Source organism: Caulobacter sp. SRI_014 (assembly GCF_057586315.1).
Map to the genome: position 1 here is coordinate 237,319 of NZ_JBYCZQ010000004.1, position 23,396 is coordinate 260,714.

20 protein-coding genes are annotated in these 23,396 nt (G+C 68.3%); 10 read left to right on the forward strand and 10 right to left on the reverse strand.

From position 1 onward, the window contains the following. Positions 1 to 131 precede the first annotated feature (131 nt). Complete coding sequence (locus tag AC2YG9_RS12110; RefSeq protein ID WP_487298227.1) at positions 132 to 941, forward strand: transglycosylase SLT domain-containing protein; 810 nt, start codon at positions 132 to 134, stop codon at positions 939 to 941. Here AC2YG9_RS12110 and AC2YG9_RS12115 read toward each other — a convergent pair. Further along, positions 938 to 2,521, reverse strand: coding sequence for a hypothetical protein (locus AC2YG9_RS12115; RefSeq protein WP_487298228.1), 1,584 nt, complete (start codon positions 2,519 to 2,521; stop codon positions 938 to 940). The two genes, AC2YG9_RS12110 and AC2YG9_RS12115, sit on opposite strands and share 4 nt — an antisense overlap. Positions 2,522 to 2,617: 96 nt before the next feature. Between AC2YG9_RS12115 and AC2YG9_RS12120 the strand changes: the two genes are divergently transcribed. Together AC2YG9_RS12120 and AC2YG9_RS12125 are read left to right on the forward strand one after the other, a co-directional pair. Further along, positions 2,618 to 3,883 (forward strand): hypothetical protein, encoded by a 1,266-nt coding sequence (locus AC2YG9_RS12120; RefSeq protein WP_487298229.1) that lies wholly within the window; start codon positions 2,618 to 2,620, stop codon positions 3,881 to 3,883. Between the two features lie 2 nt (positions 3,884 to 3,885). Beyond that, the gene (locus tag AC2YG9_RS12125; RefSeq protein WP_487298230.1) at positions 3,886 to 4,191 is read left to right on the forward strand and encodes a hypothetical protein; all 306 of its coding nucleotides are present in this window, start codon (positions 3,886 to 3,888) and stop codon (positions 4,189 to 4,191) included. Here the strand turns inward: AC2YG9_RS12125 and AC2YG9_RS12130 are convergent. The 3 genes from AC2YG9_RS12130 to AC2YG9_RS12140 form a co-directional block, all read right to left on the reverse strand. Beyond that, positions 4,188 to 4,607, reverse strand: coding sequence for a DoxX family protein (locus AC2YG9_RS12130; RefSeq protein WP_487298231.1), 420 nt, complete (start codon positions 4,605 to 4,607; stop codon positions 4,188 to 4,190). The two genes, AC2YG9_RS12125 and AC2YG9_RS12130, sit on opposite strands and share 4 nt — an antisense overlap. Continuing rightward, complete coding sequence (locus tag AC2YG9_RS12135) at positions 4,604 to 5,797, reverse strand: CaiB/BaiF CoA transferase family protein (RefSeq protein ID WP_487298232.1); 1,194 nt, start codon at positions 5,795 to 5,797, stop codon at positions 4,604 to 4,606. Before AC2YG9_RS12135 ends, AC2YG9_RS12130 begins: the two co-directional genes overlap by 4 nt. Positions 5,798 to 6,165: 368 nt before the next feature. Continuing rightward, a complete protein-coding gene (locus AC2YG9_RS12140) occupies positions 6,166 to 7,929 on the reverse strand; it encodes an ATP-binding protein (protein ID WP_487298336.1) in 1,764 nt (587 codons plus the stop codon). 205 nt (positions 7,930 to 8,134) lie between these two features. Between AC2YG9_RS12140 and spbR the strand changes: the two genes are divergently transcribed. The 3 genes from spbR to AC2YG9_RS12155 are packed head-to-tail and all read left to right on the forward strand — an operon-like array spanning position 8,135 to position 10,571. After that, positions 8,135 to 9,283: a SpbR family protein gene (spbR, locus tag AC2YG9_RS12145; RefSeq protein WP_487298233.1), complete on the forward strand. Its 1,149-nt coding sequence runs from the start codon at positions 8,135 to 8,137 to the stop codon at positions 9,281 to 9,283. A gap of 49 nt (positions 9,284 to 9,332) precedes the next feature. After that, entirely contained in the window at positions 9,333 to 9,740 is a 408-nt protein-coding gene (locus AC2YG9_RS12150; protein WP_487298234.1) for an SRPBCC family protein, read from the forward strand. 48 nt (positions 9,741 to 9,788) lie between these two features. Beyond that, positions 9,789 to 10,571: an NUDIX hydrolase gene (locus AC2YG9_RS12155; RefSeq protein WP_487298235.1), complete on the forward strand. Its 783-nt coding sequence runs from the start codon at positions 9,789 to 9,791 to the stop codon at positions 10,569 to 10,571. A gap of 213 nt (positions 10,572 to 10,784) precedes the next feature. On the opposite strand, the gene AC2YG9_RS12160 is transcribed toward AC2YG9_RS12155, so the two are convergent. From AC2YG9_RS12160 to AC2YG9_RS12170, 3 genes are all read right to left on the reverse strand, one after another. After that, on the reverse strand, positions 10,785 to 11,276 hold the full coding sequence (locus AC2YG9_RS12160; RefSeq protein WP_487298236.1) for an Hpt domain-containing protein: 492 nt from the start codon (positions 11,274 to 11,276) through the stop codon (positions 10,785 to 10,787). Positions 11,277 to 11,464: 188 nt separating this feature from the next. Then, complete coding sequence (locus AC2YG9_RS12165; RefSeq protein ID WP_487298237.1) at positions 11,465 to 12,247, reverse strand: NAD kinase; 783 nt, start codon at positions 12,245 to 12,247, stop codon at positions 11,465 to 11,467. Positions 12,248 to 12,281: 34 nt separating this feature from the next. Continuing rightward, positions 12,282 to 13,391, reverse strand: coding sequence for a DUF2336 domain-containing protein (locus AC2YG9_RS12170; RefSeq protein WP_487298238.1), 1,110 nt, complete (start codon positions 13,389 to 13,391; stop codon positions 12,282 to 12,284). A gap of 107 nt (positions 13,392 to 13,498) precedes the next feature. Here AC2YG9_RS12170 and glpK point away from each other — a divergent pair, with 107 nt between their 5' ends. From glpK to AC2YG9_RS12190, 4 genes are all read left to right on the forward strand, one after another. Continuing rightward, on the forward strand, positions 13,499 to 14,998 hold the full coding sequence (gene glpK / locus AC2YG9_RS12175; RefSeq protein ID WP_487298239.1) for a glycerol kinase GlpK: 1,500 nt from the start codon (positions 13,499 to 13,501) through the stop codon (positions 14,996 to 14,998). A gap of 92 nt (positions 14,999 to 15,090) precedes the next feature. Further along, positions 15,091 to 15,867, forward strand: coding sequence for a class II aldolase/adducin family protein (locus AC2YG9_RS12180; RefSeq protein WP_487298240.1), 777 nt, complete (start codon positions 15,091 to 15,093; stop codon positions 15,865 to 15,867). 265 nt (positions 15,868 to 16,132) lie between these two features. Continuing rightward, complete coding sequence (locus AC2YG9_RS12185) at positions 16,133 to 17,260, forward strand: efflux RND transporter periplasmic adaptor subunit (protein ID WP_487298241.1); 1,128 nt, start codon at positions 16,133 to 16,135, stop codon at positions 17,258 to 17,260. Then, the gene (locus tag AC2YG9_RS12190; RefSeq protein WP_487298242.1) at positions 17,260 to 20,496 is read left to right on the forward strand and encodes an efflux RND transporter permease subunit; all 3,237 of its coding nucleotides are present in this window, start codon (positions 17,260 to 17,262) and stop codon (positions 20,494 to 20,496) included. Before AC2YG9_RS12185 ends, AC2YG9_RS12190 begins: the two co-directional genes overlap by 1 nt. A 10-nt stretch (positions 20,497 to 20,506) precedes the next feature. Here AC2YG9_RS12190 and AC2YG9_RS12195 read toward each other — a convergent pair whose 3' ends face one another. The 3 genes from AC2YG9_RS12195 to AC2YG9_RS12205 form a co-directional block, all read right to left on the reverse strand. After that, positions 20,507 to 20,881, reverse strand: coding sequence for a helix-turn-helix domain-containing protein (locus tag AC2YG9_RS12195; RefSeq protein WP_487298243.1), 375 nt, complete (start codon positions 20,879 to 20,881; stop codon positions 20,507 to 20,509). A gap of 154 nt (positions 20,882 to 21,035) precedes the next feature. Continuing rightward, positions 21,036 to 22,574, reverse strand: a complete 1,539-nt coding sequence (locus tag AC2YG9_RS12200; RefSeq protein WP_487298244.1) for a putative ABC transporter permease subunit — start codon at positions 22,572 to 22,574, stop codon at positions 21,036 to 21,038. Beyond that, positions 22,574 to 23,314 carry an ABC transporter ATP-binding protein gene (locus tag AC2YG9_RS12205; RefSeq protein WP_487298245.1) on the reverse strand — a complete coding sequence of 247 codons (741 nt, stop codon included), beginning with the start codon at positions 23,312 to 23,314 and terminating at the stop codon, positions 22,574 to 22,576. The genes AC2YG9_RS12200 and AC2YG9_RS12205 overlap by 1 nt, the downstream gene beginning before the upstream one ends. Positions 23,315 to 23,396: the final 82 nt, after the last annotated feature.

Consider the following 23,396-nt stretch of genomic DNA (forward strand, 5'->3'; position numbering starts at 1 on the left):
GAATGACATATGTAAGCCATGAGAGTTGACGACTGTAAAGTTGTTAGATGCACAATTGTCAAACGTGCGTTGGACGCCGACGTCATCGTGGTTAATCAGGTCTTAACCGAACCGGCGCAAACACCGGGGTCATGGCGGTAGAGTCCATCAGAGGGGTCGTCGAATCGGCGATCCAGCGGGCGTCCGAGGCGACCGGCGTCGACTTCTCCTTCCTGCTCGGCACGGCCCGGCGGGAAAGTGGACTGAAGCCGCACGCCAAGGCCCCGACGTCCTCGGCCGCCGGCCTGTTCCAGTTCGTCGAGCAGACCTGGCTGTCGACCCTCAAGCGCCACGGCAGCAAGTACGGCTACGCCCGCTATGCAGACCTGATCACGCAAGGATCCGACGGCCGCTACCGCGTCTCCAGCCCGGACGCGCGGGCAACGGTGATGAACCTGCGCTACGACCCCCGGGCCGCCTCTCTGATGGCCGGGGAGCTGACCAGCGACCATGCCGACTACCTGCGCGGCCGCATCGGCCGTTCGGCGACGGCCGGTGAACTCTACGCCGCCCACTTCCTGGGCCCGAAGGGTTCGGCGCGGCTGATCGAGGCGGCGCGGACCCAGCCCGGTGTCAGCGCGGCCGGCCTGTTCCCGGACGCCGCGGCGGCCAACCGCTCGCTGTTCTACAAGGCCGGCAGGCCGGTGACCGTGGCCGAACTCTACAACAACCTGACCGCCACCGGCGGCGCGGCATCGGCCCTGCGGGCCCGTCAGCCTGAACGGGACCAGGGCTTCCTGCAGTACGCCGCCCGCCGGGGCGACAGGCAGGCCGAGGAGGACGCCCTTGTTGCCCTCATCCTGCGCGGCTCGCAGGGCGCTGATGGCCGTGGCGGCGGTTCGGGCCTGGCCGGCTCTGTCTTCTCCTCCGAAATGCTGCGGGTCCTGTCGGAGTCGCGCTAGCGCTCCAGCGCGCCCCGCGCGGCGGCGGCGGCCTCTTCCCGCACCAGGGCGTTGGGGTCGCGGCGAGCCAGTTCCGCCAGAACGGCGGAGGCCGGACCCGCGCCGAGCATGAGCAACAACCGGACGGCCCGGCGGCGCGCGCCGATCTGGGCGTCACGCGACCAATCGAGGGCGGCGCGGAAGACCTTGTCGGCCGGCAGGCTGCGGATCGCGGGCCGCAGGGCTGTCACGGACTCGGGGGCCAGCAGGGCCGCAATGCCAAGGACGGCGCCCAGGGCATCGGGGACATCGTCGGGGTGCAGGGGCGTGTGGATGCACAGCCGACCAAGGGTCAGGGCGATGACCACGGCGTCTCCGGCCCGCCAGGCCCGGATTTCCGACGCCAGGGTGCTGGCCGCGTCGGGATTGTAGTCGAAATCGATCAGGGCCAGGGCCGCCAGCCCCGCCTGCCTCAGGTCGTAGTCCCGGGATCTCGCCGCATCGAGGGCCGATGCCTGCAAGACACCGGGCTGCAGCCGCTCCCAGGCGATCCCCACCGCCAGACCCAGCAGGGCCGCCGCCCGCCGAAAGGCCGGCGCATCGGTCGTTGCCGCGAGGGCGATCGCCGTCGGCTGCAGCCGCGGGCAATAGGCCGCCGCGATCCGGATGGCGGCCTCGGCCACCTGACTGTCGGAACAGGCCAACAGCGGAACGATGGCGTTCTCCAGCTCGGCCTCGCTCACCCCGCAGTGGGGCAGCCGGCGAATGGCCTCGAGCCTGTGTTCCTCGCGATCGTCGCCGGCGCACCTGGCCAGGGCGAGAAAGGCCTTGCGGCCGCCGATCATGACCAGGGCCTCCAGCGCGTTCAGCCGCTCGATCTGGTGGCCGCTGCGGTCCAGCTGGCGCGCCAGACGTCCGACGATCCCTGGACCGACGGCGAAGGCCAGGTTCGGGGTGAAGGGCAGGCGATCGATGGCTCGGGCGCTGCGGTTGAACGCCAGCGCCAGGGCCGGGAACAGCATGGCGAAAAAGGCCGCGTGGAGGGTTATCACCGCCCCGGCTTCAATCAGGGTGACGTCATGGTCCGGCTGATCAACGGCAAGATCGAGCAGCACGCCGATGAAGGGCAGGCTGGTCGCGGCCTCGACGAGCAGTGACCAGCCGGCGGCCCAGGGGTTCGCCTCCTGCTGCAGCAGGAATGGCGCGGCGCCGAGCAACGCCGCGGCGGTGGCCGTGACCGCACCGATCAGCAGCAGGCGGGACGAGCCCTCGCCGGACTCAAGCTCGTAGCCGAACCGCTCCGCCGCCAGCTCGGCGCCGATGCCATCGTCATAGAGCTCGACGAAGGCCCAACGGGTCCGCTCATAGAACAGCCAGCCGGCCAGGAAGCCGATGCCGTTCCAGGCGACCGCCCAGGCCAGGGTCGTGGCCAACCACAGAACCGGAATGGCGAAGATCAGGGCCGTTGCGACCCCATAGATCAAGGAAAGCCAAAGCCACTCCGGAAGCGGAATCCGCCGCCTGAGCGCAATGGCGGCATGGACCGGCATCCAGGTGATCCGGATCACCAGCCGCATCATGGCTGCCGCCAGTTTGCCCATTCCCCTGTCCTCATGCCCGCCCCACGCGAAAAGGTTAATCATTCCCGGCATCCGCCTGCTAGCTTTGGGGCAACGGGGACCGGGTTGGGGAATGACATGACAGTCGAGGTGTTGCTGATGAACCGCACGTCGGTCGCCATGGCGGCGGACAGCGCGGTGTCAGTCACCGACGGGTCGCGGCTGCTGATGAGTCAGTCGGGCGTGCAGAAGGTGTTCGTGCTGGACGGCCAGGCCGCTTCCGGCCTGATGATCTATGGCCTGGCCGAGTTCTGCGGCTGTCCGTGGGCGACCATTGTCGAGGCCTTTCGCCGCCGGGGCTTCGGGGCCGAGCCGACCCTGGCCGGGATCACCGCCTCGCTGCTGGGCCTGCTGACCTCGCTCTACCGGTCCGACCTCGTTTCCACCGAACAGACCACCCAGAACTTCCGGACCTTCGTCGCCTACGGCGCCCTCGACTTTTTCCTGCACTTCAATTCCGTCATGGCCGGCAACCAGGGCCAGGCCTTCGACGAACTGCTGACCAGGGCGCTGGAGAACCTCGACCACGATGTCCGGTACTCCATGGTCGACGAAGAGGATGGCCCCAAGGCCGTGGAACGCGGCCGCGTCGGGTCGGAGACGACGGTGCTGCGCGATCTGATCGACGAGCATCTGGACGATGTCCTCGGCCGTGTCTGCAAGGAGCTGTTCGGCGAGGGCTTCATCAATCGCGACGTCAGGGGGCGGCTCGCGCGGATCATCGTCGCCGGCCTGACCACCACCTGGATGCCCACGCGGCTGCCGGCGACGGGGATGGTGATCGCCGGCTTCGGCCGTGACGAGATTTCGCCCTGCTATTTCGAAATCCGCATGTTTGGCCTGGTGGGCGACCTTCTGAAGCACGAGTACACCGACAGCGGGCGGCTGGGGCCGGACCTGCCCGTGGTCATCCGCTCTTTCGCCCAGGACTCGGCGGTGACCCGGTTCCTGTACGGGGCGGACTGGTCCTACCAGAACGAGACCCTGACCGAGACCACGCGGATCGCCGAGCTGCTGACCCAGCACGTGGTCGAGAACTCCGAGTTCGACGCCAAGGCCCGCAAGACCATGGTCGGCCTGACGACCTTGATTGCCACCGAGGCGGTGCGGATGGCTCTGCAGCATGCGTCGGTGGCGCACTTCATCGAAATCCTGCAGACCTTCGGCCAGAGGGTGCGGTCCTCGACCAGCGTCGAGCCGCTCGGCGCGCTGGCCGGTCAATTGCTGGGCCTGCCCATCGCCGAGTCCGAGCTTACCGGGAACTCTACGGTGGCCCGGCCATTTTCAATCTTGCGTCTGTCCAAGGGCGGCGCGAGTCTGACGCTTGAGAAGGAGCTGGTCTGACCATGCGTCGTCCCAACAGCAAGCTTCCGCCGGCTCCGCCGTTGGACAGCCCCGAAAGCGCCAAGACCTTCGGTCAGGTAGCCGCCATCGTGAACCAGCCGGGTCATCCGGCGGGCAAGCGTCCCAAGGGTCTGCTGCACACCGTCCAGACCCTGTTCGCCAAGCCTGACGTGGCCAAGCAGACCGAGAACGTCTACCGCCGGGATGTCGCCTGGCGGCCGTTGGTGACGCCGTTCAATCAGTTGCCGGACGAGTCCGGTCAGGGCGGGCCGCAGATGGTGGTCCGCAAGGGGACCCGGAAGAGCTAGCCCGCTTTCCGACGTGGCCAGGCTTGCAGGCCGACCAGCAGCAGGCAGACGATCAGCAGGACGCTGTACTCCATGCCGTTGCGGCCGGCGCCGACGACGAACCAGCCGTGCGGCGCGTGCACCAGGACGATGCCCATCGTGTAGATGAAGGCGTAGCCAAGGGTCAGCGGCAGCACCAGGCGACCCCAGGCCAGCAGCGGTGTGCCGAGAATTTCGTAGGCGGTGATGGCCGCCGCGATCCAGAAGCCGAGCGGAAAGCCGGAGCTCTCCAGGAAGCCGCCGAACGGGACAACGCCACCCGTCAGGAAGCGGGACCAGCCGTGGGCGGCCAGCAGGCCGGCCAGGACACAGCGCAGGACCGTCAGAGCCAGCAGGGCGCGGCCAGGGTCGGGGGCGACGGGTCCCAGGAATTTCATGCGGCGGCTCCGGCCGCCCGCAGCGCGGCGATGGCCTCGGCCGAATAGCCCAGCTCTGCCAGAACCTCGTCGGTGTGCTCGCCGAGCTTTGGCGCGGGCCCGCGCGGCCCATCCTCGGCGCCCGGGAAGCGGGCCGGGGAGGCCGGGGTCTTGTTGAAGCCGCCTTTGCCGTCCGGAATTTCGGCGAAACAGCCGGCTGCGATGGCCTGTTCGTCCTGCACCACCTCGCGCGGGGTCTGGACCGGGGCCCAGGTCAGGTCCTCGGCGTCGAAGCGGGCGGTCAGCTCTTCCTGGGTCATGGCCCCGATGGCCTCGTCGATCAGGGTGACCAGGGCCTCGCCGTTGACGCGGCGGTCGCGGTTCTTGAGGAAGCGCGGATCCTCGACCCACTCGGGATGGCCAATGGCCTTGGCGATTTGCGGCCAGTCGGTGCCGCCGGTGCGGACCAGCAGGCAGATCCAGCGGCCGTCCGAGGTCTTGAAGAAGTTTGCCAGCGGATTGACCGCCGCATGCCGGGGCCGGGTCGAGGCCAGTTTTCCGAAACGCAGCTGGATCGCCATGTCCGAGCCGATGGAATAGACGCCGGTGCGCAGCAGGCTGGTTTCCACCAGCCGGCCGACGCCGGTCGTGTGCCGTTCGAACACCGCCGCCAGGATGGCCGAGACCGTGGCCATCGAGGTGACGTGGTCGCCCATGGCCGTGCGGATCGGGAAGGGCTCGACCCCCTTGGGCGTGGTGATCGAGGCGACGCCCGACCGCGACCAGTAGCTGGCGACATCCATGCCCGCCTTGTCGATGTCGGGGCCTTCCAGGCCGTAGCCGGTCAGGCTGGCGTAGATCAGGCGCGGATTTTCCTTCTTCAGGCTCTCGTAGTCGAAGCCCGAGCGGCTGAGCGATCCCGGCCGGTTGTTGGTCAGGAAGACGTCGGCCTCCCGCACCAGTTTCAGCGCCGCCTCACGGCCTTCCGGCTTGGTGATGTCGAGCACGACGCCGCGCTTGCCGCGGTTGTCCATGTCGAAGACCGGATTGTCGTTTTCGCCGGTGTCGAAGGCGTCGAAGAACATCCGCATCGGATCGCCCTTGGGCGACTCGATCTTGATCACCTGGGCGCCCCAGTCGGCCATGATGGCCGCGGCGCCGGGAGCAGCGATGTAGGTGGCCAGTTCGACGACCTTGAGACCTTCCAGCACTTTGAACGCTCTCCCGTTGTTTGGGCCATCATGGCGGGGCGGGCAGGGCGAGGGAAGGCTGTCTCAGGGGAAAGTCGTTCGGCCGACCCGGCCTGTCGAAGCCGCCAACGATTATACCGCACGCGCCTCGGAGCAAGTCCATGAATTCTCGCAAGCTCCTGATGCGACGTGATTTTTTGGTAGCGGGAGACGCGTGGAATGTAGACGCCCGCGTTGATGCGGCGTAGGCGCCGGGGCGGGAAATGTTGGCGCCGTGGTGAGGCCAGGCGCCTACGCGACAGCCCAAGGCGGCTCAGGTCGCGGTTTCTGGCCCGATCTCCCGGTGAATATGTCTAGACATATTCGAAAGATGTAATGATTTCCGGGATTTAGCCGGTCGCGAAGGCCGACAGATCGCGGCTACCCGCCGCATCCCGACCCTTGGCGGCGGCGTCGGCGACGGCGCGAGCGACGCCGGCGACGGTGACGGGCTTGCGCAGCACGGCGTCGGCGCCGGCCTCGAGGCACTCGCGGGCTTCATCGGCGTCGCCGCCGATGACGGCGATGATCGGCATCTCTCCGGCCGGGCCGTCCAGCTCGCGCAGGGCGGCGGCTGTGTGGGCGCCGTCGAGGCCGGGCATGCGGCCGTCCAGCATGACGAGGTCGAAGTCGACGGCGTTGGCCAGCTCGACCGCCCGCTTGCCGTTCTGGGCATGGACCACCTGGTGGCCGAGCTGTTCGAGGATGGCGCGCAGCATGGCGGCGTTGAGGGCGTCATCCTCGGCGACCAGCACGCGCATGGCGCGCTTGGAGGGGGCGATGGGGCTGCGCTGGGTCGACTCATCGGCCTCGGTCGGCGCCGCGGCGGAGACATCCCAGGGCAGTTCGAAGGTGAAGCAACTGCCGACGCCAAGTGCGCTCTGGCCCTTCAGCTCACCGCCCATCAGGGCGGCAAGCTGGCGGGACAGCGACAGGCCAAGGCCCGCGCCAGGCACGCCGGCGCCGGTGCGCTCGACCCGGCGGAAGGGTTCGAAGGCCAGCTCCAGCTCCTCGGCCGACAGGCCCGGGCCAGTGTCGGCGATGGCGATGACAACGCGGCTCTGCTCGTCGAGCGACAGCCGCACCTCGATGCGGCCGCGCAGGGTGTACTTCACGGCGTTGCCGATCAGGTTGGACAGCACCTGGCGGGCGCGGGTGACATCGCCGACCACGGCGCCATGGGCGTTCTCCAGCGCATCCTCGACATGGACGGCCAGCTCGACGCTCTTGGCCGAGGCGTGCGGGCGATTCAGCAGAACCAGCTCGCGGGCCAGGCGGACCGGATCGAAGGGCTGGCGATCGAGGGCCAGACGGCCGGCTTCGGCGGTCTCCGAATCGAGCGTGGCGTTAAGCACGGCGATCAGTTCGTTGGCGGCGGTGAGGGCGGCGCCCAGCTGTTCGCGGCTGGGGGCGGCGCGGCCGCCCTGACCGGCGGCGGCGGCCAGCACGTGGGTGACGCCGTTGAGGCCGTTGCGGATCTCGTGGCTGAGGGTCGAGACGATATCGGACTTGGAGCGGGCCAGCTTCTGGGCCCGTTCGAGGGTCTCGCCGCGCTCGGCGATCAGGACTTCACGTTCGGCGGCCAGGGCGAACTGCTGGCGCATCATCTGGTTGAGGATCAGGCACAGGGCCAGGGCCAGGGCCATGGCGCCCCAGACGGCGAGGCCCTGAGCGCGGCTGCTTTCGTGGCTGAAGAGCGCGATCAGGGGACCGGCGGCGGCCACCGGAGCCACGATCAGCAGGGAGGGCAGCAGCGGCGCGCTGAAGAAGAAGCAGACGATGGCGCCGGCGGCGGCCATCAGCAGCAGGGGCTCGCGGGCCGGACCCGCGCCGTCGGCGAGCGCCGCGACCTGGGCCACCGCGCCGGCCCACAGAAGGCCGGACAGGATGTGGATGCGGACGCGACGGGCGACCGGAACCTCGGGCGTCACCCGCATCCAGTTCACCACGGCGTAGAAGGCGCCCCAGTTCAGCGCGAAGATGGCGAAGCTGGCCGCCATCCACATGCTGTTGAGCGCGAACGACCCGGCCCAGACGAAGACCGGCAGGCTGACCGCGAAGCAGGCGAGGGCGTAGGGCATCAGACGCCGCTGGGCGTCGAGGCACTGGGCCATGAAGCTGGCGCCACCACGCGGTGTGGCGTCTATGTGTGCGGTCTCAAACACGCGATATTCCCCGCTTGCTGCTGGCGCACCATAAGGTTGTCAGGGTTTGCGAGCCGTTACCCCGCAGCGTTAATCCACAGGTCTTCTGGCAAGGGGTCATTAAGGCTAACCCGGCATTATCGTTTACCGACTCGGGGACCTTGAGACTGCACAGATGACCACGACGCGGGCCGCTCTGACCGACATCGATGTGCGCACCCTGTTGAAAGGGGCGACGGCCGACGAACGCGCCCTGGCCGCTCACAAGCTGTGCCGGGTGCTGGACCGAGAAGCGCTGACCGCCGACGACCGCGCCAAGGCGGCCGATATCCTGCGGGTGATGGCGGCCGACGCGGCCGAACTGGTCCGCCGGGCGCTGGCCGTGACCCTGAAATCCTCCCCCCTGGTGCCGCGTGACGTGGCCATGCGGCTGGCCAGGGACGTCGAGAGCATCTGCCTGCCGATGCTCAACTTCTCGCCGGCCTTCTCCGACGACGACCTGTCGGAAATCGTGCGGCTGGGCGGGCCGGTGCGCCAGGTCGCCATCGCCAAACGGCCGGTGATCTCCGAGAAGGTCACCGACGCCCTGGTCGAGCATGGCAGCGAGGCGGCCGTCGAGACGGCGGCGGCCAACGACAACGCCAACTTCTCCGAACGCACCCTGACCCGCGCCCTGCAACGCTTCGAGAAGTCGGAAAAGGTGCTGGCGGCGGTCGCCTATCGCCATGTGCTGCCGGCCTCGGTGACCGAGAAGCTGATCGATCTGGTCGGCGACCAGGTGCGCGAGCATCTCTTGACCCACCAGTCGGTGTCACCCGAGCTGGCCCTGCAGATCGCCATCGGGACCAAGGAACGGGCCATTGTCGACCTGGTCGACCAGGCCGGCCGCGCCGCCGATCCCAAGGCCTTCGCCCTGCACCTCAACCGGGCCAAGCGGTTGACCGCCAGCCTGCTGCTGCGGGCCCTGGCGCACGGCCATATGAGCTTCTTCGAATGCGCCCTGGCGGAACTGGCCGGGGTGCCGCACCACCGCACCTGGCTGATGATCCACGACGCCGGTCCGCTGGGCCTGCGCGCCATCTATGAGCGGGCCGGGCTGCCGGCGCGGCTTTATTCGGCCTTCCGGGTGGCGGTCGACACCTATCACACCATGGAATTCGACGGCGGGCCGCGCGACCGCGAACGCTTCCAGGAGCGGATGCTGCAACGCTTCCTGACCCAGGCCCAGACCAGCCAGCGCGAAGACGTCGACTACATGCTCGACAAGCTGGACAAGCTGGCCGCCGATCGGATGCGGCCGGTCCGCCAGGTCGGCGCGGCCTGAACCTCCGCCATCCGGCGACGTTCAGCCGAGGTCAGCGCAGGAGAACGCCATGGCCTTTCGCGACGTCCGCTTTGTGCATGTGAGCATTGCCGCGCCGCCGGACCGGGTGGCCGCCTATCTGCGTGATGCGCGCAAGCTGCCCGAGTGGGCGCCCAACTTTGGCGACGAGATCACCCCCGCCGGCGAACACTGGGTGATGCGGACCAAGGCCGGGCCGTTCAAGGTGCGGATGGCGCCGGATAACGATCTGGGGGTCGCCGACCACTGGGTGACGCCGCCGGGCGCGAGCGAAGAGCTGCACAACGCCATCCGGGTGACCGAGAACGGGGTCGGCTGTCTGGTGGTGTTTAACCTCTACCGCCAGGACGGGTTCGACGACGCCCGGTTCGACGAGGACGAGGCGCTGGTGTCGGCCGATCTTCGCCGGTTGAAGGGGCTGATCGAAGGCGAGGCCTGACCTTAGGTCAGACTTGCGACCGGGCGGGGCGGCGCTCATCCTGCGGGCATGTCAGAAAAGCCCCCCGTCGCCATCCGCCCCGCCTCGACCATCCTGCTGGTGCGGGACGATCCGTCGTTCGAAGTGCTGATGGTCAAGCGCCACCACCAGATCGACTTCGCCTCGGGCGCCCTGGTGTTTCCGGGCGGCAAGACCCATGAGGGGGACCACGATCCGGCCTGGGCCGACTGGTGCGTCGCCTGGGAGGCCGTCGAGGCCGACCAGCGGCCCCTGCGCATCTGCGCTATCCGCGAGGCCTATGAGGAGACCGGCATCATCCTGGGCCGCTACGAGAACGGCGAGCTGTTCCACGGCGACGACTGGGCGGCCTCGGTGCGGGGCGAGGTCGATCGCGGCGAGCTGCCGTTCATGGATGTGGTGCGCAAACTCGGTCTGCGGCTGGACCTCAGCTGCCTGACCGTCTTTGCCCGATGGATCACGCCGGACATGATGCCGAAGCGGTTCGACACCTGGTTCTATCTGGCGACCGCCACCGACGAGCAGTTGGCCTCCTGCGACGGCCGCGAGACGGTCGATGCCGAATGGATCCCGCCGCTGGAGGCCCTGCGCCTGGCCGAGACGGGTGAACGGACGATCATCTTTCCGACGCGGATGAATCTGCAGTTGCTCGGTGAGGCGTCGAGCGCGGAGGATGCGACGGCGCGGGCGGCGGGCCGGACCCTGGTGACGGTGTTGCCCAAGGTCGAGCGGCGGGAAGGCGGCGGGGTGCTGGTGATCCCGCCGGAGGCGGGGTACGGGGCCGTTGAGGAGCCGCTGTCGGCGGTGAGATAACCCACCCGTCATCCCGGCCGCAGCGAAGCGAACAGCCGGGACCCAGGGGCCGCCTCACCGATGCCCGCGGCTGCGAAAGCGAGTTCCGTCACCCCCTGGGTCCCGGATCGGCCTGCGGCCGTCCGGGATGACGGACTGTGGGCAGCCGCCAAACGAAAAAACCCCGGCCGGAGCCGGGGTTTCACTAAGCCTCGGGGGAGGGAACCCGAAGGCCTACTCCGGCGGCGCGATTTCGGCCACGCGGCGTTCGAGCTCGGTGATCAGGATTTTGCCAACCGGGTGGGTGTCGGTCTTGATGTCGTCGCGGACGGCGGCGCGGATGGCGTCGATGTGGGCGTCGACCAGGAACATCGGCGCCGACTGGCGGGTATCCGGATCGTCGATCAGCTTGCACAGCGAGGCGGCGATACGGGTGACCAGCGGGAATTCGTAGGTGGCGCCCAGACCCTTGAGATCATGGGCGCGGAAGTAAAGGCCTTCGGCGGTTTCAGCATTCAGGCCGGAAACCCGGATGGTTTGACGCGCGGCCTCAAGCTTGGTCAGCTCGTCCTGCATCCACTCGCTGAAGTTCCCGGAAAGGGACTTGAGCGCGGCTTCCGCCTTGGCGATGGCCGCGGCATCGATGCCGCCGAACTTTCCACCGCCAAGCCGAAGCTTGAGAGTGTTCGGGGCGTTGATGACCTGTACCGGGGTGTTGCTGCTCACGCGCGCCTCTCCAATTGGCGTTTACCGTCAGAAACTTACGGGGGCGGAGTTAACAACCCGTGAGACACCGGTTTCACCTGGGTTCGGTGCGTCAATGTGACTTATGCGTGTGGGAATGTCGTTTGCAGGGACGGTAAGATTACCGGGGGTGGTGGGGGCCAGCGGCGGGTGCACGCGGCGAGAAGGTCCTAGCCGCTGAATTGCTCGGCCAGCACCCGTTCTTCGAGGCTGCGGCCGGCGTCGAACATCATCGCCATGCTGATGCTGCGGTCCTCGCCGATGTGGACCTCGACGATATCGCGGACCTCGAAGTTGTCGGCGACGGCGCTGACCGGGCGTTTGTCGGCCTCCAGGACCTCGATGGTCACCCGGGCGGTGTGGGACAGCAGGGCGCCGCGCCAACGCCTGGGGCGGAAGGCGCTGATCGGGGTCAGGGCCAGGACGCGGGCGTCGATAGGGACGATCGGACCGTAGGCCGAGAGATTGTAGGCCGTCGAGCCGGCCGGGGTGGCGACCAGGACCCCGTCGCAGACCAGCTCGCTCATCCGCACCTTTCCGTCGATGGAGATCCGCAGTTTCGCGGTTTGGCGGGTCTGGCGCAGCATCGACACCTCGTTGAGGGCCAGGGCGCGGTGCTGGCGCCGGTGGGTGTCGATGGCGACCATGGTCAGGGGATGGATGACGGCGCGTTCCGCCGAGTTGATCCGGTCGATCAACCCTTCCTCGCTGTACTCGTTCATCAGGAAGCCGACCGAGCCGCGGTTCATGCCGTAGATCGGTTTGCCCAGGCTCAGCGTCCGGTGCATGGTTTCGAGCATGAAGCCGTCGCCGCCGAGGGCGACGATCACCTGGGCTTCGCTTTCCGGAACCGAGCCATAGCGCGCGATGAGCGCTTCCATGCCTTCTTGCGCTTCGGGCCGGTCACTGGCGGCGAAGGCGATGCGGGTCAGGGCGGGTTTGGCGTCGAACATCGGGGCGCAGAAAGGCCCGACCGATCGGCCGTTGTCAAACGATCGCGACAGCCTGGCGGAAGGCCATGCCCGCAACGTCCCGGTCAAACGGGCCAAAGGCGCCGACGGCGCGGCGCGTGCCTTCGGCGCCGCCCATCGGCCGGCCGCCGTTCAGGGCGCGGACCTGTTCGAGAATGTCGGGGAAGGCGCCCTTGTCGATGCCGACCGCGACGCAGGCCAGGGCCAGCAGTTCGGGACGGTCGCTGTCGATGGCCCGGCGGATGTGGTCGGCCTGGAAGCCGCCCAGGGTCGCCAGCGACAGGACGAAGATGTTGAGCTTGCGCTCGCGCAGCATGCGCAGAAGGAACCCGGGCCGAAGCTGGCCGGCGTCATGCAGCTTGCCGACCAGGCGGCGCTCGTTCTCGATCTCGTCCTTCCAGGACATGGCGACCAGCGTCTGGCCGGCGCCCGGACGGGCGTGAGCCTCGTTCACGGCCTCGGCCAGGGCGGCGTCGATGACGCCCGGCTCAAGGCGGAAACGGTCGGTCAGGGCGCCGCGCAGGGACTGGCCGACCCACAGGTAGAGACGCAGGGCCAGGTCCGAGGAGAGGCGCGGGTGACGGGCGAGCGGGCTGCGCAGGGCGGCGTGCCGGCGGCTGCTTTCGACCAGGCGGGCCATGCCCTCGTCGCTGACGGCGGCGCTGTCGTTGGCGGCCAGGGCGGTCAGCACGGCCGGTTCGTCATTGGCCAGGATGGCCTCGACGACGGTGGAGGTGATCTGGCCGCGGCGGGCGACGGCGATCTGGTGGTCCAGGGTGCTCTCGACCAGGATGCGGATCAGGTCATGGTCGCGCAGCACCGGGCTGTTGGCGATGACCGGCCCGGCGACGGCGATGTCGTCGAGGGCCAGGACATTGATCAGGGCCGGCGGCGCCCAGGCGGCGCCGGACAGCTTCTCCGACAGGCGGGCGCGGATGTCGCGTTCGGCCTCGGCCACCAGCTGCATGAAGATGGAGCCGAGCAGGCCCTGGACACTGTCGGTATCGACGATGTCGGAGGCGGCGTTGCACAGGCCGATGATGCTTTCGAGCAGCCGTTCGCGGGCATCCGGCGCGCGGTTACGGGCCAGGTCGAGTAGTTCGGCAGTCTGGGCGGCTAGCGCCACGGGCATCCCCGAATCTGTGCAGTGATCTTCACCGTGAACGGCGGGCGTGAAAACATGCTTAAAACCGAGAGCGAGTCTTTAGCTTCGCCGGGCCGGGAGAGACGAAAATGACGGGCAAGGTGCTTCTCGCGCTGGACCAGGGCACGACCAGCACCCGGGCGATCGTCTTCGGGCTGGACGGCAAGCCCCTGGCCGACGCCTCGCGACCGCTGCGCCAGAGCTATCCGGCCGATGGCTGGGTGGAGCATGACGCCGACGAGATCTGGACCGCCGCCCAGGCGGTGCTGCGCGAGGCGCTGAGCAAGTCCGGCAAGGCGGCCGGCGATGTGGCGGCCATCGGCATCACCAACCAGCGCGAGACGGTGGTGGTCTGGGACCGCAAGACCGGGCGGCCGATCCATCCGGCCATCGTCTGGCAGGACCGGCGGACGGCCGGCGTCTGCGAGGCCCTGGCCAAGGCCGGGGTGGAGCCCCGGGTGACGGAGGTCACCGGTCTGCTGCTCGATCCCTATTTCTCCGGCACCAAGATCGCCTGGCTGCTCGACAAGGTTCCGGGGGCGCGCAGGCGGGCCGAGGCCGGCGAGCTGCTGGCCGGGACGATGGATACCTGGTGCATCTGGAAACTGACCGGCGGCGCGGTCCATGCCACCGACGCCACCAACGCCTCGCGCACCCTGCTGTTCGACATCGAGGCCCAGGCCTGGTCGGACGAGATGCTGGAGATGTTCGAGGTTCCGGCGGCATTGCTGCCGACGGTGCTCGACTGCGCCGACGATTATGGAACGACAACGGCGGACATCCTCGGCGCGCCTGTGCCGATCCGCGGCGTGGCCGGCGACCAGCAGGCGGCGCTGATGGGGCAGGGCTGTATCCGGGCCGGCGAGATGAAGGCCACCTACGGCACCGGCTGCTTCATGCTGCTCAACACCGGCGAGGCGCGGCCCGTGTCGCGCTCGCGGCTGCTGACCACGGTGGCGGCGCGGGTCGGCGGCCGCACCACCTATGCCCTGGAAGGCTCGATCTTCGTCGCCGGCGCCGCGATCCAGTGGCTCGGCGAGGGGCTTGGCATGACCGGCGGGCCGGTCGCCGCTGAAGCGCTGGCGCGGACCGCCAAGCCCGGCAGCGGCGTGGTGGTTGTGCCGGCCTTCACCGGCCTTGGCGCGCCCTGGTGGGACGCCGACGCCCGCGGGGCTATCTTCGGGCTGACGCGGGACGCGGGCTTGGCCGAAATCGCAGCGGCGACCTTTGACGCCTGCGCCCTGCAGACCCGAGACCTGATCGAGGCCATGCAGGCCGATGCGCCGGAAGCCTTCGGCGAGGCGGCTGAACTGCGCATCGACGGCGGCATGTCGCGCAGCGCCTGGTTCAGCCAGCGCCTCGCCGACCTGACCAACCTGCCGGTCTGCCGGGTCAACTACGAAGAGACCACGGCCCTGGGCGCGGCGCTGTTCGCCGGGGTCGGGGCAGGGGTGTTCGCCTCGGTCGAGGAGGCGGCCAAGGCCCGCCCTGACGGCGAGGTGCTGAGGAGCACGATCGACGATCATGCCCGCGAAGGCGCCTACGCCAGGTGGCTGGATGCGGTGGCGCAGGTGCGCGGGACGGTCTGACCTTCATCTTGGTTATCGATGTAAACCTTGACGCAGGGGCGCACCGGCGCGACCCTCTCAAACAACAGTTCAAATCGGGAAGGAACACAGCCATGGCCGACGGGACCACGCTGCCATCGTCGCTGAAGGACAAGGTCTCCGCCGAGGAGTGGAAGGCCCGGGTCGATCTCGCCGCCCTCTACCGGCTGGTGGCGCTGCACGGGTGGGACGACATGATCTTCACCCACATCTCGGCCCGGATTCCGGGGCCCGAGCACCATTTCCTGATCAATCCCTACGGCATGTTCTTCGACGAGATCACCGCCAGCTCGCTGGTCAAGATCGACCTCGACGGCAAGGTGCTGCAGGAGACGCCGTTCTACATCAATCCGGCGGGCTTCACGATCCACTCGGCGGTGCACGCGGCCCGCGAGGACGCGATGTTCGTCATGCACCTGCATTCGGACCAGGGCGTCGCCGTCTCGGCCCAGAAGGAAGGCGTCCTGCCGCTCAGCCAGCATGCACTGATCGTGCTGCCCCAGCTGGCCTACCACGACTACGAGGGCATCGCCCTGAACCTCGACGAGCGCGAGCGGCTGGTGGCGGACCTTGGACCCACCAAGCGGCTGATGATGCTGCGCAACCACGGCACCCTGGCGGTCGGGGCGACGGCGGCCGAGTGCTGGCTGGGGATGTTCTACCTCGAGCGGGCCTGCCAGCAGCAGGTCATGGCCCTCAGCGGGGGCCGGGAGCATGTGCTGTTCGCCCCGGAGGCGGCTCAGGCCGAGGTGCGCGGCCAGATGGGCAACGGCATGGGACCGATCGGCAACCTCGCCTGGCCCGGCTGCCTGCGTCAGCTGGATCGCGGCTCGCCTGGGTACGACGCCTGAATCCACGACGCGGTTCGGTGAGTGAGTTCGGCGAAGGCGTCTGTCCCACGGGCCAGGCGCCTTTGTTCGTTGAGAAAATTGTTGCAGGCGTTGGGGCGCCCCGGCGTTGAAAAACCAGCGGCGGACGGGCATTGCGGACCTGATTGTTTCAGCACTGCAACAGGGCTGACACGCGTTCGGAACGGGGAAGGTCTTTACAGGCGCAGCCCTTGATCCAGATAGCGCGTTCAACGACCGCTCGTGACAGAGCGCCCGGGAGTGTTTTGTGGTCCGTCGTCATTTCTTTCTGATCGCCGCCGGCGCGGTTCTGCTGCTGATGGTGGTGCTCGGCGGCCTGAAGATGGCCACGGGCGGCGAGGCCAAGGGCAAGGGCGGTCCTGGCGGCGGCGGCGGCCGGGCGGCCAGCGTGGCCCCCGTCGTGGTTGCGGAGCGGCCGTTCGCGGACAAGATCTCCGTCCTCGGCGTCGCCAAGGGCCGCCAGTCGGTGACGATCACCTCCGATGCGGCCGAACTGGTGACGGCGGTGCACTTCCGCGACGGCCAGGCCGTCTCGCGCGGCCAGATCCTGGTCACCCTGAAGGCTACCGAACAGGACGCGGGCGTCGCCGAGGCCCAGGCCCGGCTGAACCAGGCCGAGCGTGACTACGTCCGCTGGAAAACCCTGGCCGACAAGGGCATCGCCCCGCGCGCCACGGCCGAACAGTATATGGCTGCGCTGGAAACCGCCCGCGCCAGCGTCAAGGCCGCCCAAGCCCGCAAGGGTGACCGGGTCATCCGCGCCCCGTTCGCCGGGGTCGTGGGCTTGAGCGACATCGCCCCGGGGGCCTTGATCAGCCCCGGATCACCGATCGTCAGCCTCGACGATTTGGGCCTCATCCGCGTCGACTTCGATGTTCCGGACCGCTACCTGTCGGTCCTTCGCCAGGGGGCGCCGATCACCGCGACCCCGGACGCCTATCCCGACCAGGCGATCAACGGCCGCATCGCCCAGGTCGACACCCGCATCGACACCGCCACCCGGGCCATCACTGCCCGGGCCGAGTTTGCCAACGCCGGTGGCCGCATCAAGCCCGGCATGATGATGCGGGTGAACGTCGAGCACGGTCAGCGCATGGCCCTGTCGGTGCCCGAGAGCGCCGTGCAGTACGAGGGCGACCAGGCCTTCGTCTTTGTCATCACCGCGCGCGACAAGGGCACGGTGGCCCGCAAGGTTCTGGTGGCGCCCGGCGTCAATGAAAGCGGCTTCGTTGAAATCCGGGAGGGTGTGAAGGCCGGCGACAAGGTGGTCGCCGACGGCCTCAACCGCCTTCAGGACGGCCAGCAGGTGCGGCTGCCAGGACAGGGCGGTGGGCCTGAAGGCAAGGGCGGAGCCAGCGCCAAGGGCCGCAACTGATGCTCTCGGACCTTTCCGTACGTCGTCCGATTTTCGCGGCCGTCGCCGCCATTATCCTCTGCGTCATCGGCCTGGCGGCCTTCACCGCCCTGCCGATCCGCGAGTTGCCTAACGTCGACCCGCCGGTGGTGTCGATCTCGACCAACTATCGCGGCGCTTCGGCCGAGGTCATCGAGGAGCGGATCACCCAGGTGATCGAGCGCCAGGTCTCGGGCGTGCAGGGCATCGACCGGGTCAACAGTTCCAGCCGTGACGGGACCAGCCGGGTCAACATCACCTTCACCCTGGACACCAATCTGGAAACGGCCGCCAACGACGTGCGCGACGCCGTCTCCCGCGTGACCGCCAACCTGCCCGACCAGGCAGACCCGCCGCAGATCGCCAAGGCCACGGCCGACGGCTCGCCGATCATCATCCTCAACATGACCTCCACGACGCTCAGCCGTCTGGAGATGGCCGACTACGCCGACCGCTATCTGGTCGAACGGCTGTCGACGATCCCGGGGGTTGCCACCGTCGGCCTGGCCGGGGCGCCGCTCTACTCCATGCGCATCTGGCTTGACGCCGACGCCATGGCGGCCCGGGGGCTGACGGTCGACGATGTCGAGACGGCCCTGAACAGCCAGAACGTCGAACTGCCGGCCGGCTCGTTGGAGAGCCAGAGCAAGGACTTCACGATCCGGGTGAACCGCGGCTACTCGCGGCCCGAGGACTTCGCCAAGCTGCCGGTCCGCGCCGCCAGCGCGGGCAGCCAGGCGAGCGTCGCCGCCACCGGCGTTGCCGGCGCCACCTCGACCAACGCCAACACCGGGCGCGTGCAGAGCGAGGGCATCGACAACCCCGCCTATGTCACCCGCCTGGGCGATATCGCTCGCATCGAGGAAGGCGCCGACGAGCGCCGCCGCGAATTTCGGGGCAACGGCATCGACCAGATCGGCATCGCCCTGACCCGCCAGTCCCAGGCCAACGATCTGAAGATCGCCGAGCTGGCCAAGGAAGAGGTCGCCAAGATCAACGAGACCCTGCCGGCCGGCACCGACCTGATCGTCGCCGTCGACAGCTCCGAATTCACCTCCGAGGCCATCCACGAGGTCTGGATCACCATGGGCATCGCCCTTTTCCTGGTGGCGCTGGTCAACTTCGTCTTCCTCGGCAGCTGGCGGGCGGCGATCATTCCGTCGGTCGTGGCCCCGATCTGCCTGCTGTCGACCTTCATTGTCCTGGCCCCCCTGGGGTTCTCGCTGAACCTCCTGACCCTGCTGGCCCTGGTGCTGAGCATCGGCCTGGTCGTCGACGACGCCATCGTCGTGGTCGAGAACATCCAGCGGCGGGTGGACGAGGGCGAGCCGCCGGCCGTCGCGGCCATGCGCGGCACGCGCCAAGTGTTCTTCGCCGTCGTGGCCACCACGGTGGTGCTGATCAGCGTGTTCGCGCCGTTGATGTTCCTGCCCGGCTACATCGGCCGCCTGTTCGTCGAGTTGGCTGTCGCCATCGCCTCGGCCGTGGCCTTCTCGGCTTTGCTGGCCCTCAGCCTGTCGCCGATGATGGCCTCCAAGCTGCTGCGCCCCGCCCAGAGCGAGGGGTGGCTGGCCCGCAAGGTCGACGCCGGCATGGCGCGGCTGCGCACCTCCTATCACGATAGCCTGGACATGATGCTGGGCTGGCGGGCGGCCAGCGTCGGGGCCATCGTCCTGGTCGTCGTGCTGCTTGGCCTGGCGGCCCTGCTGTTCAAGGTCGTGCCGCAGGAACTGGTGCCCAACGAGGACCGCGGCCGGGTCGATGTCAGCATCAACGGACCGGAAGGGGCCGGCTTCGAGTACACGATGAAGGCCGCCGACGAGGTCGAGAAGCAGCTGAAGAAATACTACGACCAGGGCGAGGCCGCCCGGTACATCATCAGCGTCCCGCGCTTCGGCCAGTCCCAGTTCAATACCGGCAACGGCGTCGTGGTCATGAAGGGCTGGGGCGAGCGCAAGATGACCTCGGACGAGGTCGCCGCCGAGCTCAACAAGTCCCTCAGCAGCATCACCGGCGTCCGCGCCGTGGCCAGTGTGCGCGGCCCTTTCCAGCGCGGTGGCGGCGGCGGTGGGGGCGGCGGCGCCAACGTCGACCTGATCGCGCTCGGCAACGACTACGCCGAGATCAATCGCTGGCTGCAGCCCGTCCTGGCCGCGGCGCAGGAGAACCCGGGCATGGCCCGGCCGCGCATCGACTACGAGCCGAACGCCCCGCGCCTGTCGGTCGACATCGACCGCGACAAGGCCGCCGCCGTCGGCGTCTCGGCCCAGGCCGTCGGCCGGGTGCTGGAGACGATGTTCGGCTCGCGCCGGGTCGGCACCTACATCAAGAACGGCCAGGAATATAACGTCATCGTCCAGACCGACCTTGAGCGGCGCCGGACGATCGACGACCTGAACACCCTCTATGTCCGCTCCGGCTCCGGCGCCCTGGTGCCGCTGTCGAGCGTGGTCACCACCCAGGTGCGCGGCGACGTGCCGGACCGGCCCCGCGTCGACCGCCTGCGGGCCATCACCCTGACCATGCAGCTGAACCCCGGCTACACCGTCGCCGACGCCATCGACTTCCTGAAGGCCGAGGCCGAGAAGCAGCAGAGCTCGTCGGTTACCATCGCCTGGGGCGGTCAGGCCCGCGACTTCCTGGAGGCGTCCGGGGCCGTCGGCCTGGCCTTCGGCCTGGCGCTGCTGCTGGTCTTCCTGGTGCTGGCGGCGCAGTTCGAAAGCTGGATACACCCGGCGGTGATCATGCTGACCGTGCCGCTGGCGGCGCTCGGCGGGCTGTTCGGCCTGCTGATCACCGGCTCGACGATCAACACCTACAGTCAGATCGGTCTGGTCATCCTGATTGGCATCGCCGCCAAGAACGGCATCCTGATCGTCGAATTCGCCAACCAGATGCGCGACGAGGGCAAGTCCATTCGCGAGGCCGTCATCGAGGCGGCCTCCCTGCGCTTGCGCCCGATCATCATGACCAGCATCTCGGCCGGCTTCGGCGCCCTGCCGCTGGTCCTCTGGGCAGGGGCTGGGGCCGAGAGCCGCAAGACCATCGGGGTGGTAATCTTCTTCGGGGTGCTGATCTCGACGATGCTGACCCTGTTCATCGTGCCGATCTTCTACAACCTGCTGGCCCGCTTCACGAAGTCGCCGGAGTACACCGCCAAGCAGATCGAGGCCTTCGAGGAACAGGAAGACGCCGGTCTCAAGAAGGCGGCGGAGTAGGGCTCGCCGTTCAGGCGCGAGGGCGCTTGAAGAACAGAGTGTGGACGACGCTCGTCATCATCGAGTTGAACATGGCGGTGGTGGAAACCAACTCCCAGCCGTCAACGCCGGCCTTGTCCAGCTCCGGCTGAAGAGCCTTGCGGTCCTTGGTCTCAACGACCTTGTATTCCCATGTCTGGGGCATTTTTTCTTCCTCGCATTCGAGGTCCTGAACATCGACGTCGAGCGCGGCGGCGAGCGCCTTTCTCGACTGAAGAGAGGCCGATCCATCGCGTTCAATGCGCTGGATGGTCCGGAGATTGAGTCCCGACGCGATGGCCAGTTCGTCCTGTGACCAGGACCTTTGCCGCCGCGCCTTGAGCACCATCACCGTGTTGATCTTCATCGACTGTCCTTGACCGGTTGATGCCCGGAGCGTCCGCCGCCCCGACGGACAGCGCTACGGCGTCCCATCGACGCGAAAGCGGCGAACAGACGACAGTGTACCGACAGTCTTGCGACAGCACAGCCCTCTTGGGCCTTTTCTGGTCAGAGCCCGCCTAGTCCGGCGTTCGCAGGCGCTCAAGGATCTGCGCATCGGTGCGGCGCAAGGCCAGCATTCCGACGGCCGCGAGGATGGCCGGCACGATGGCCCACATCATCTTGGCGGCGGCCAGGAAAGTCGCCCCGGCGATCAGGCCGCCGACCAGCAGGATCGGGATGACCAGCAGCCAGTGGACATTCCCCCGCCGCCGGAAGTCGGCCCGGCGGCCGGGACGCTGGTACCAGATGTTGAGCATGCCGCTGGCCCAGGCCGCGGCGAAGGCGCCAACGGCCGACACCAATCCCACCCAGGGCGACCAGACGGCGACACCGATGATGGGCAGGGCGATGATGACCATGGTCGGGATCAGCCCGGCCCAGAGCTTGGCGCGGGACACCACCGACATCGGGGCAGGGGAGGCGACGAGCAGCTCGGGGGAGTCCTCGGCCGAGACCGTGATCCAGGTGAAACTGGAGGACAGCTGGCCGGCCATCACCGCCAGGAAGGCCGCCCCGGAGGGCAGCAGCAGGATGTGGCCGGAGTTGGCGTTGCGCACGAGGATGAAGGCCGGGATCAGCAGATAGAGCACCCGCAGCAGCACCTGGCTGAACAGGGCGATGTCGCGGAATATCAGCCGCATCTCCTTGCGCAGGGTGGCGGCGAAGGCGCCCGATGCGAAGGCGGCGGTATTGCGGGCCTTCTTCTTGCCGGTGTCGCTGCCGATGGCCATGGAGGCGTCGCGGGCGAAGCGGCGGCCCAGACCCTGGGTGACCAGCAGGAAGGCGCCGAGGCAGACGGCGACGACGATCAGCAGCGGGACGGGCTCACCCAGGACCGCGCGAAGCAGCAGGTCGGCGTGCGGCGGCAGGTTGAGGTGGGCCTCGCCGGAGATATAGGGGCGAAGCCAGCTCATGCGGCCGTAGCTGTAGTCGGTGTCCCGCAACAGGTTCGGCATCTGGAAGGCGAGGAAGACAGCCGCCCCGATCACAGCCGACAGCACCTGGGCCAGCACCCTGGTCCGGCGCGGACCCAACAGGCGGAAGAGGACCGTGGTCAGCAGCAGCCCGACGGCGCTGGACAGCAGGCCGAGCGACAGCAGCACCGGCAACAGGGCCAGGACCCTGGGTTCGCCCAGGACGGCGATAGGAACCACAAGCCCGAAGGCGATGAACAGCCAGAAGACGGTGACGCTGAAGGCGATGCCGGTGAAGCGGACAGCCAAAATCTTGCGCGCCGGGATGGGGGAGCTGAACAGCAGATCCAGGTCGTCGCGCATGTAGAGGACCTGGGCGGCGCGGGCGAGGGTCGAGGAGACCATCATCGTGAACATCACCAGGACGACCAGGTCGACGATGGTGACGATCAACGGATTGATCGGCGGCAGGCCGAACTCCCGGACCAGGAAGCCGAGCCCGACTCCGCCGGCGATCAGGGCGCCCATGAAGATGACCAGCGCGACCAGCTGGACGACCCGCGCCCGGTCGCGGCGCATTTCGCGCGTCATCATGCGCAGCTCGTGCATCGCGAGCCAGGGGATGGAGCCGGCCTTGAACATCAGACGGCAGCCGGCTCGGTCAGCTGCAGGAACAGGTCTTCGAGGCTGGTATCGCCGCGGCCACCCTGGGCGCGCAGCTGTTCGAGGGTGCCCTCGGCCAGCAGGCGGCCGCCCTGGATGATGCCGATGCGGTCGGCCATCCGTTCGGCGACCTCGAGGATGTGGGTGGTCAGGATGACCGTGCCGCCCTGGCGCACCCGCTCCTGCAGCACGTCCTTGACCTGCCGGGCCATGGCGGCGTCGAGGCCGGTCAGGGGCTCGTCCAGCATCAGCAGCTTGGGATCATGAATCAGGGCGCCGGCCAGAGCGGTCTTCTGCTTCATGCCGCGCGAAAAGCCCTCGCAGCGCTGCGACCGCTCTTCCCACAGGCCCAGCCATTTCAGCAGTTCCTCGGCCTTCAAGCGGGCCGTCTTGCCGTCGACGCCCCACAGGCCGGCGACGAACTCAAGGTATTCCATCGGATTGAGCCGGTCGTAAAGCATCGGCTCGTCCGGGGCCCAGGCCGTGATGGCCTTGGCGGCGGCCGCGTCGCGGATCGCGTCGATGCCGAAGACGCTGATCGACCCGCTGGTCGGGGCCAACAGGCCGGCGACCATGCGCAGGGTGGTGGTCTTGCCCGCCCCGTTGGGGCCGAGCAGGGCGTAGAGCTCGCCCGATCGTACGGTCAGATCGAGATCGGCCACCGCCGTCTTGCCGCCGAAGGTCTTGTTCAGGCGGCTCAGCACTAGGGCGTCGGTCACGGGGCGGCTCAACCTCTGATGATGTGGAACCCGTTATGGCTGAAGGCTTTCGGCGCGGCTAGATTGAAGACAGCCCGGATGT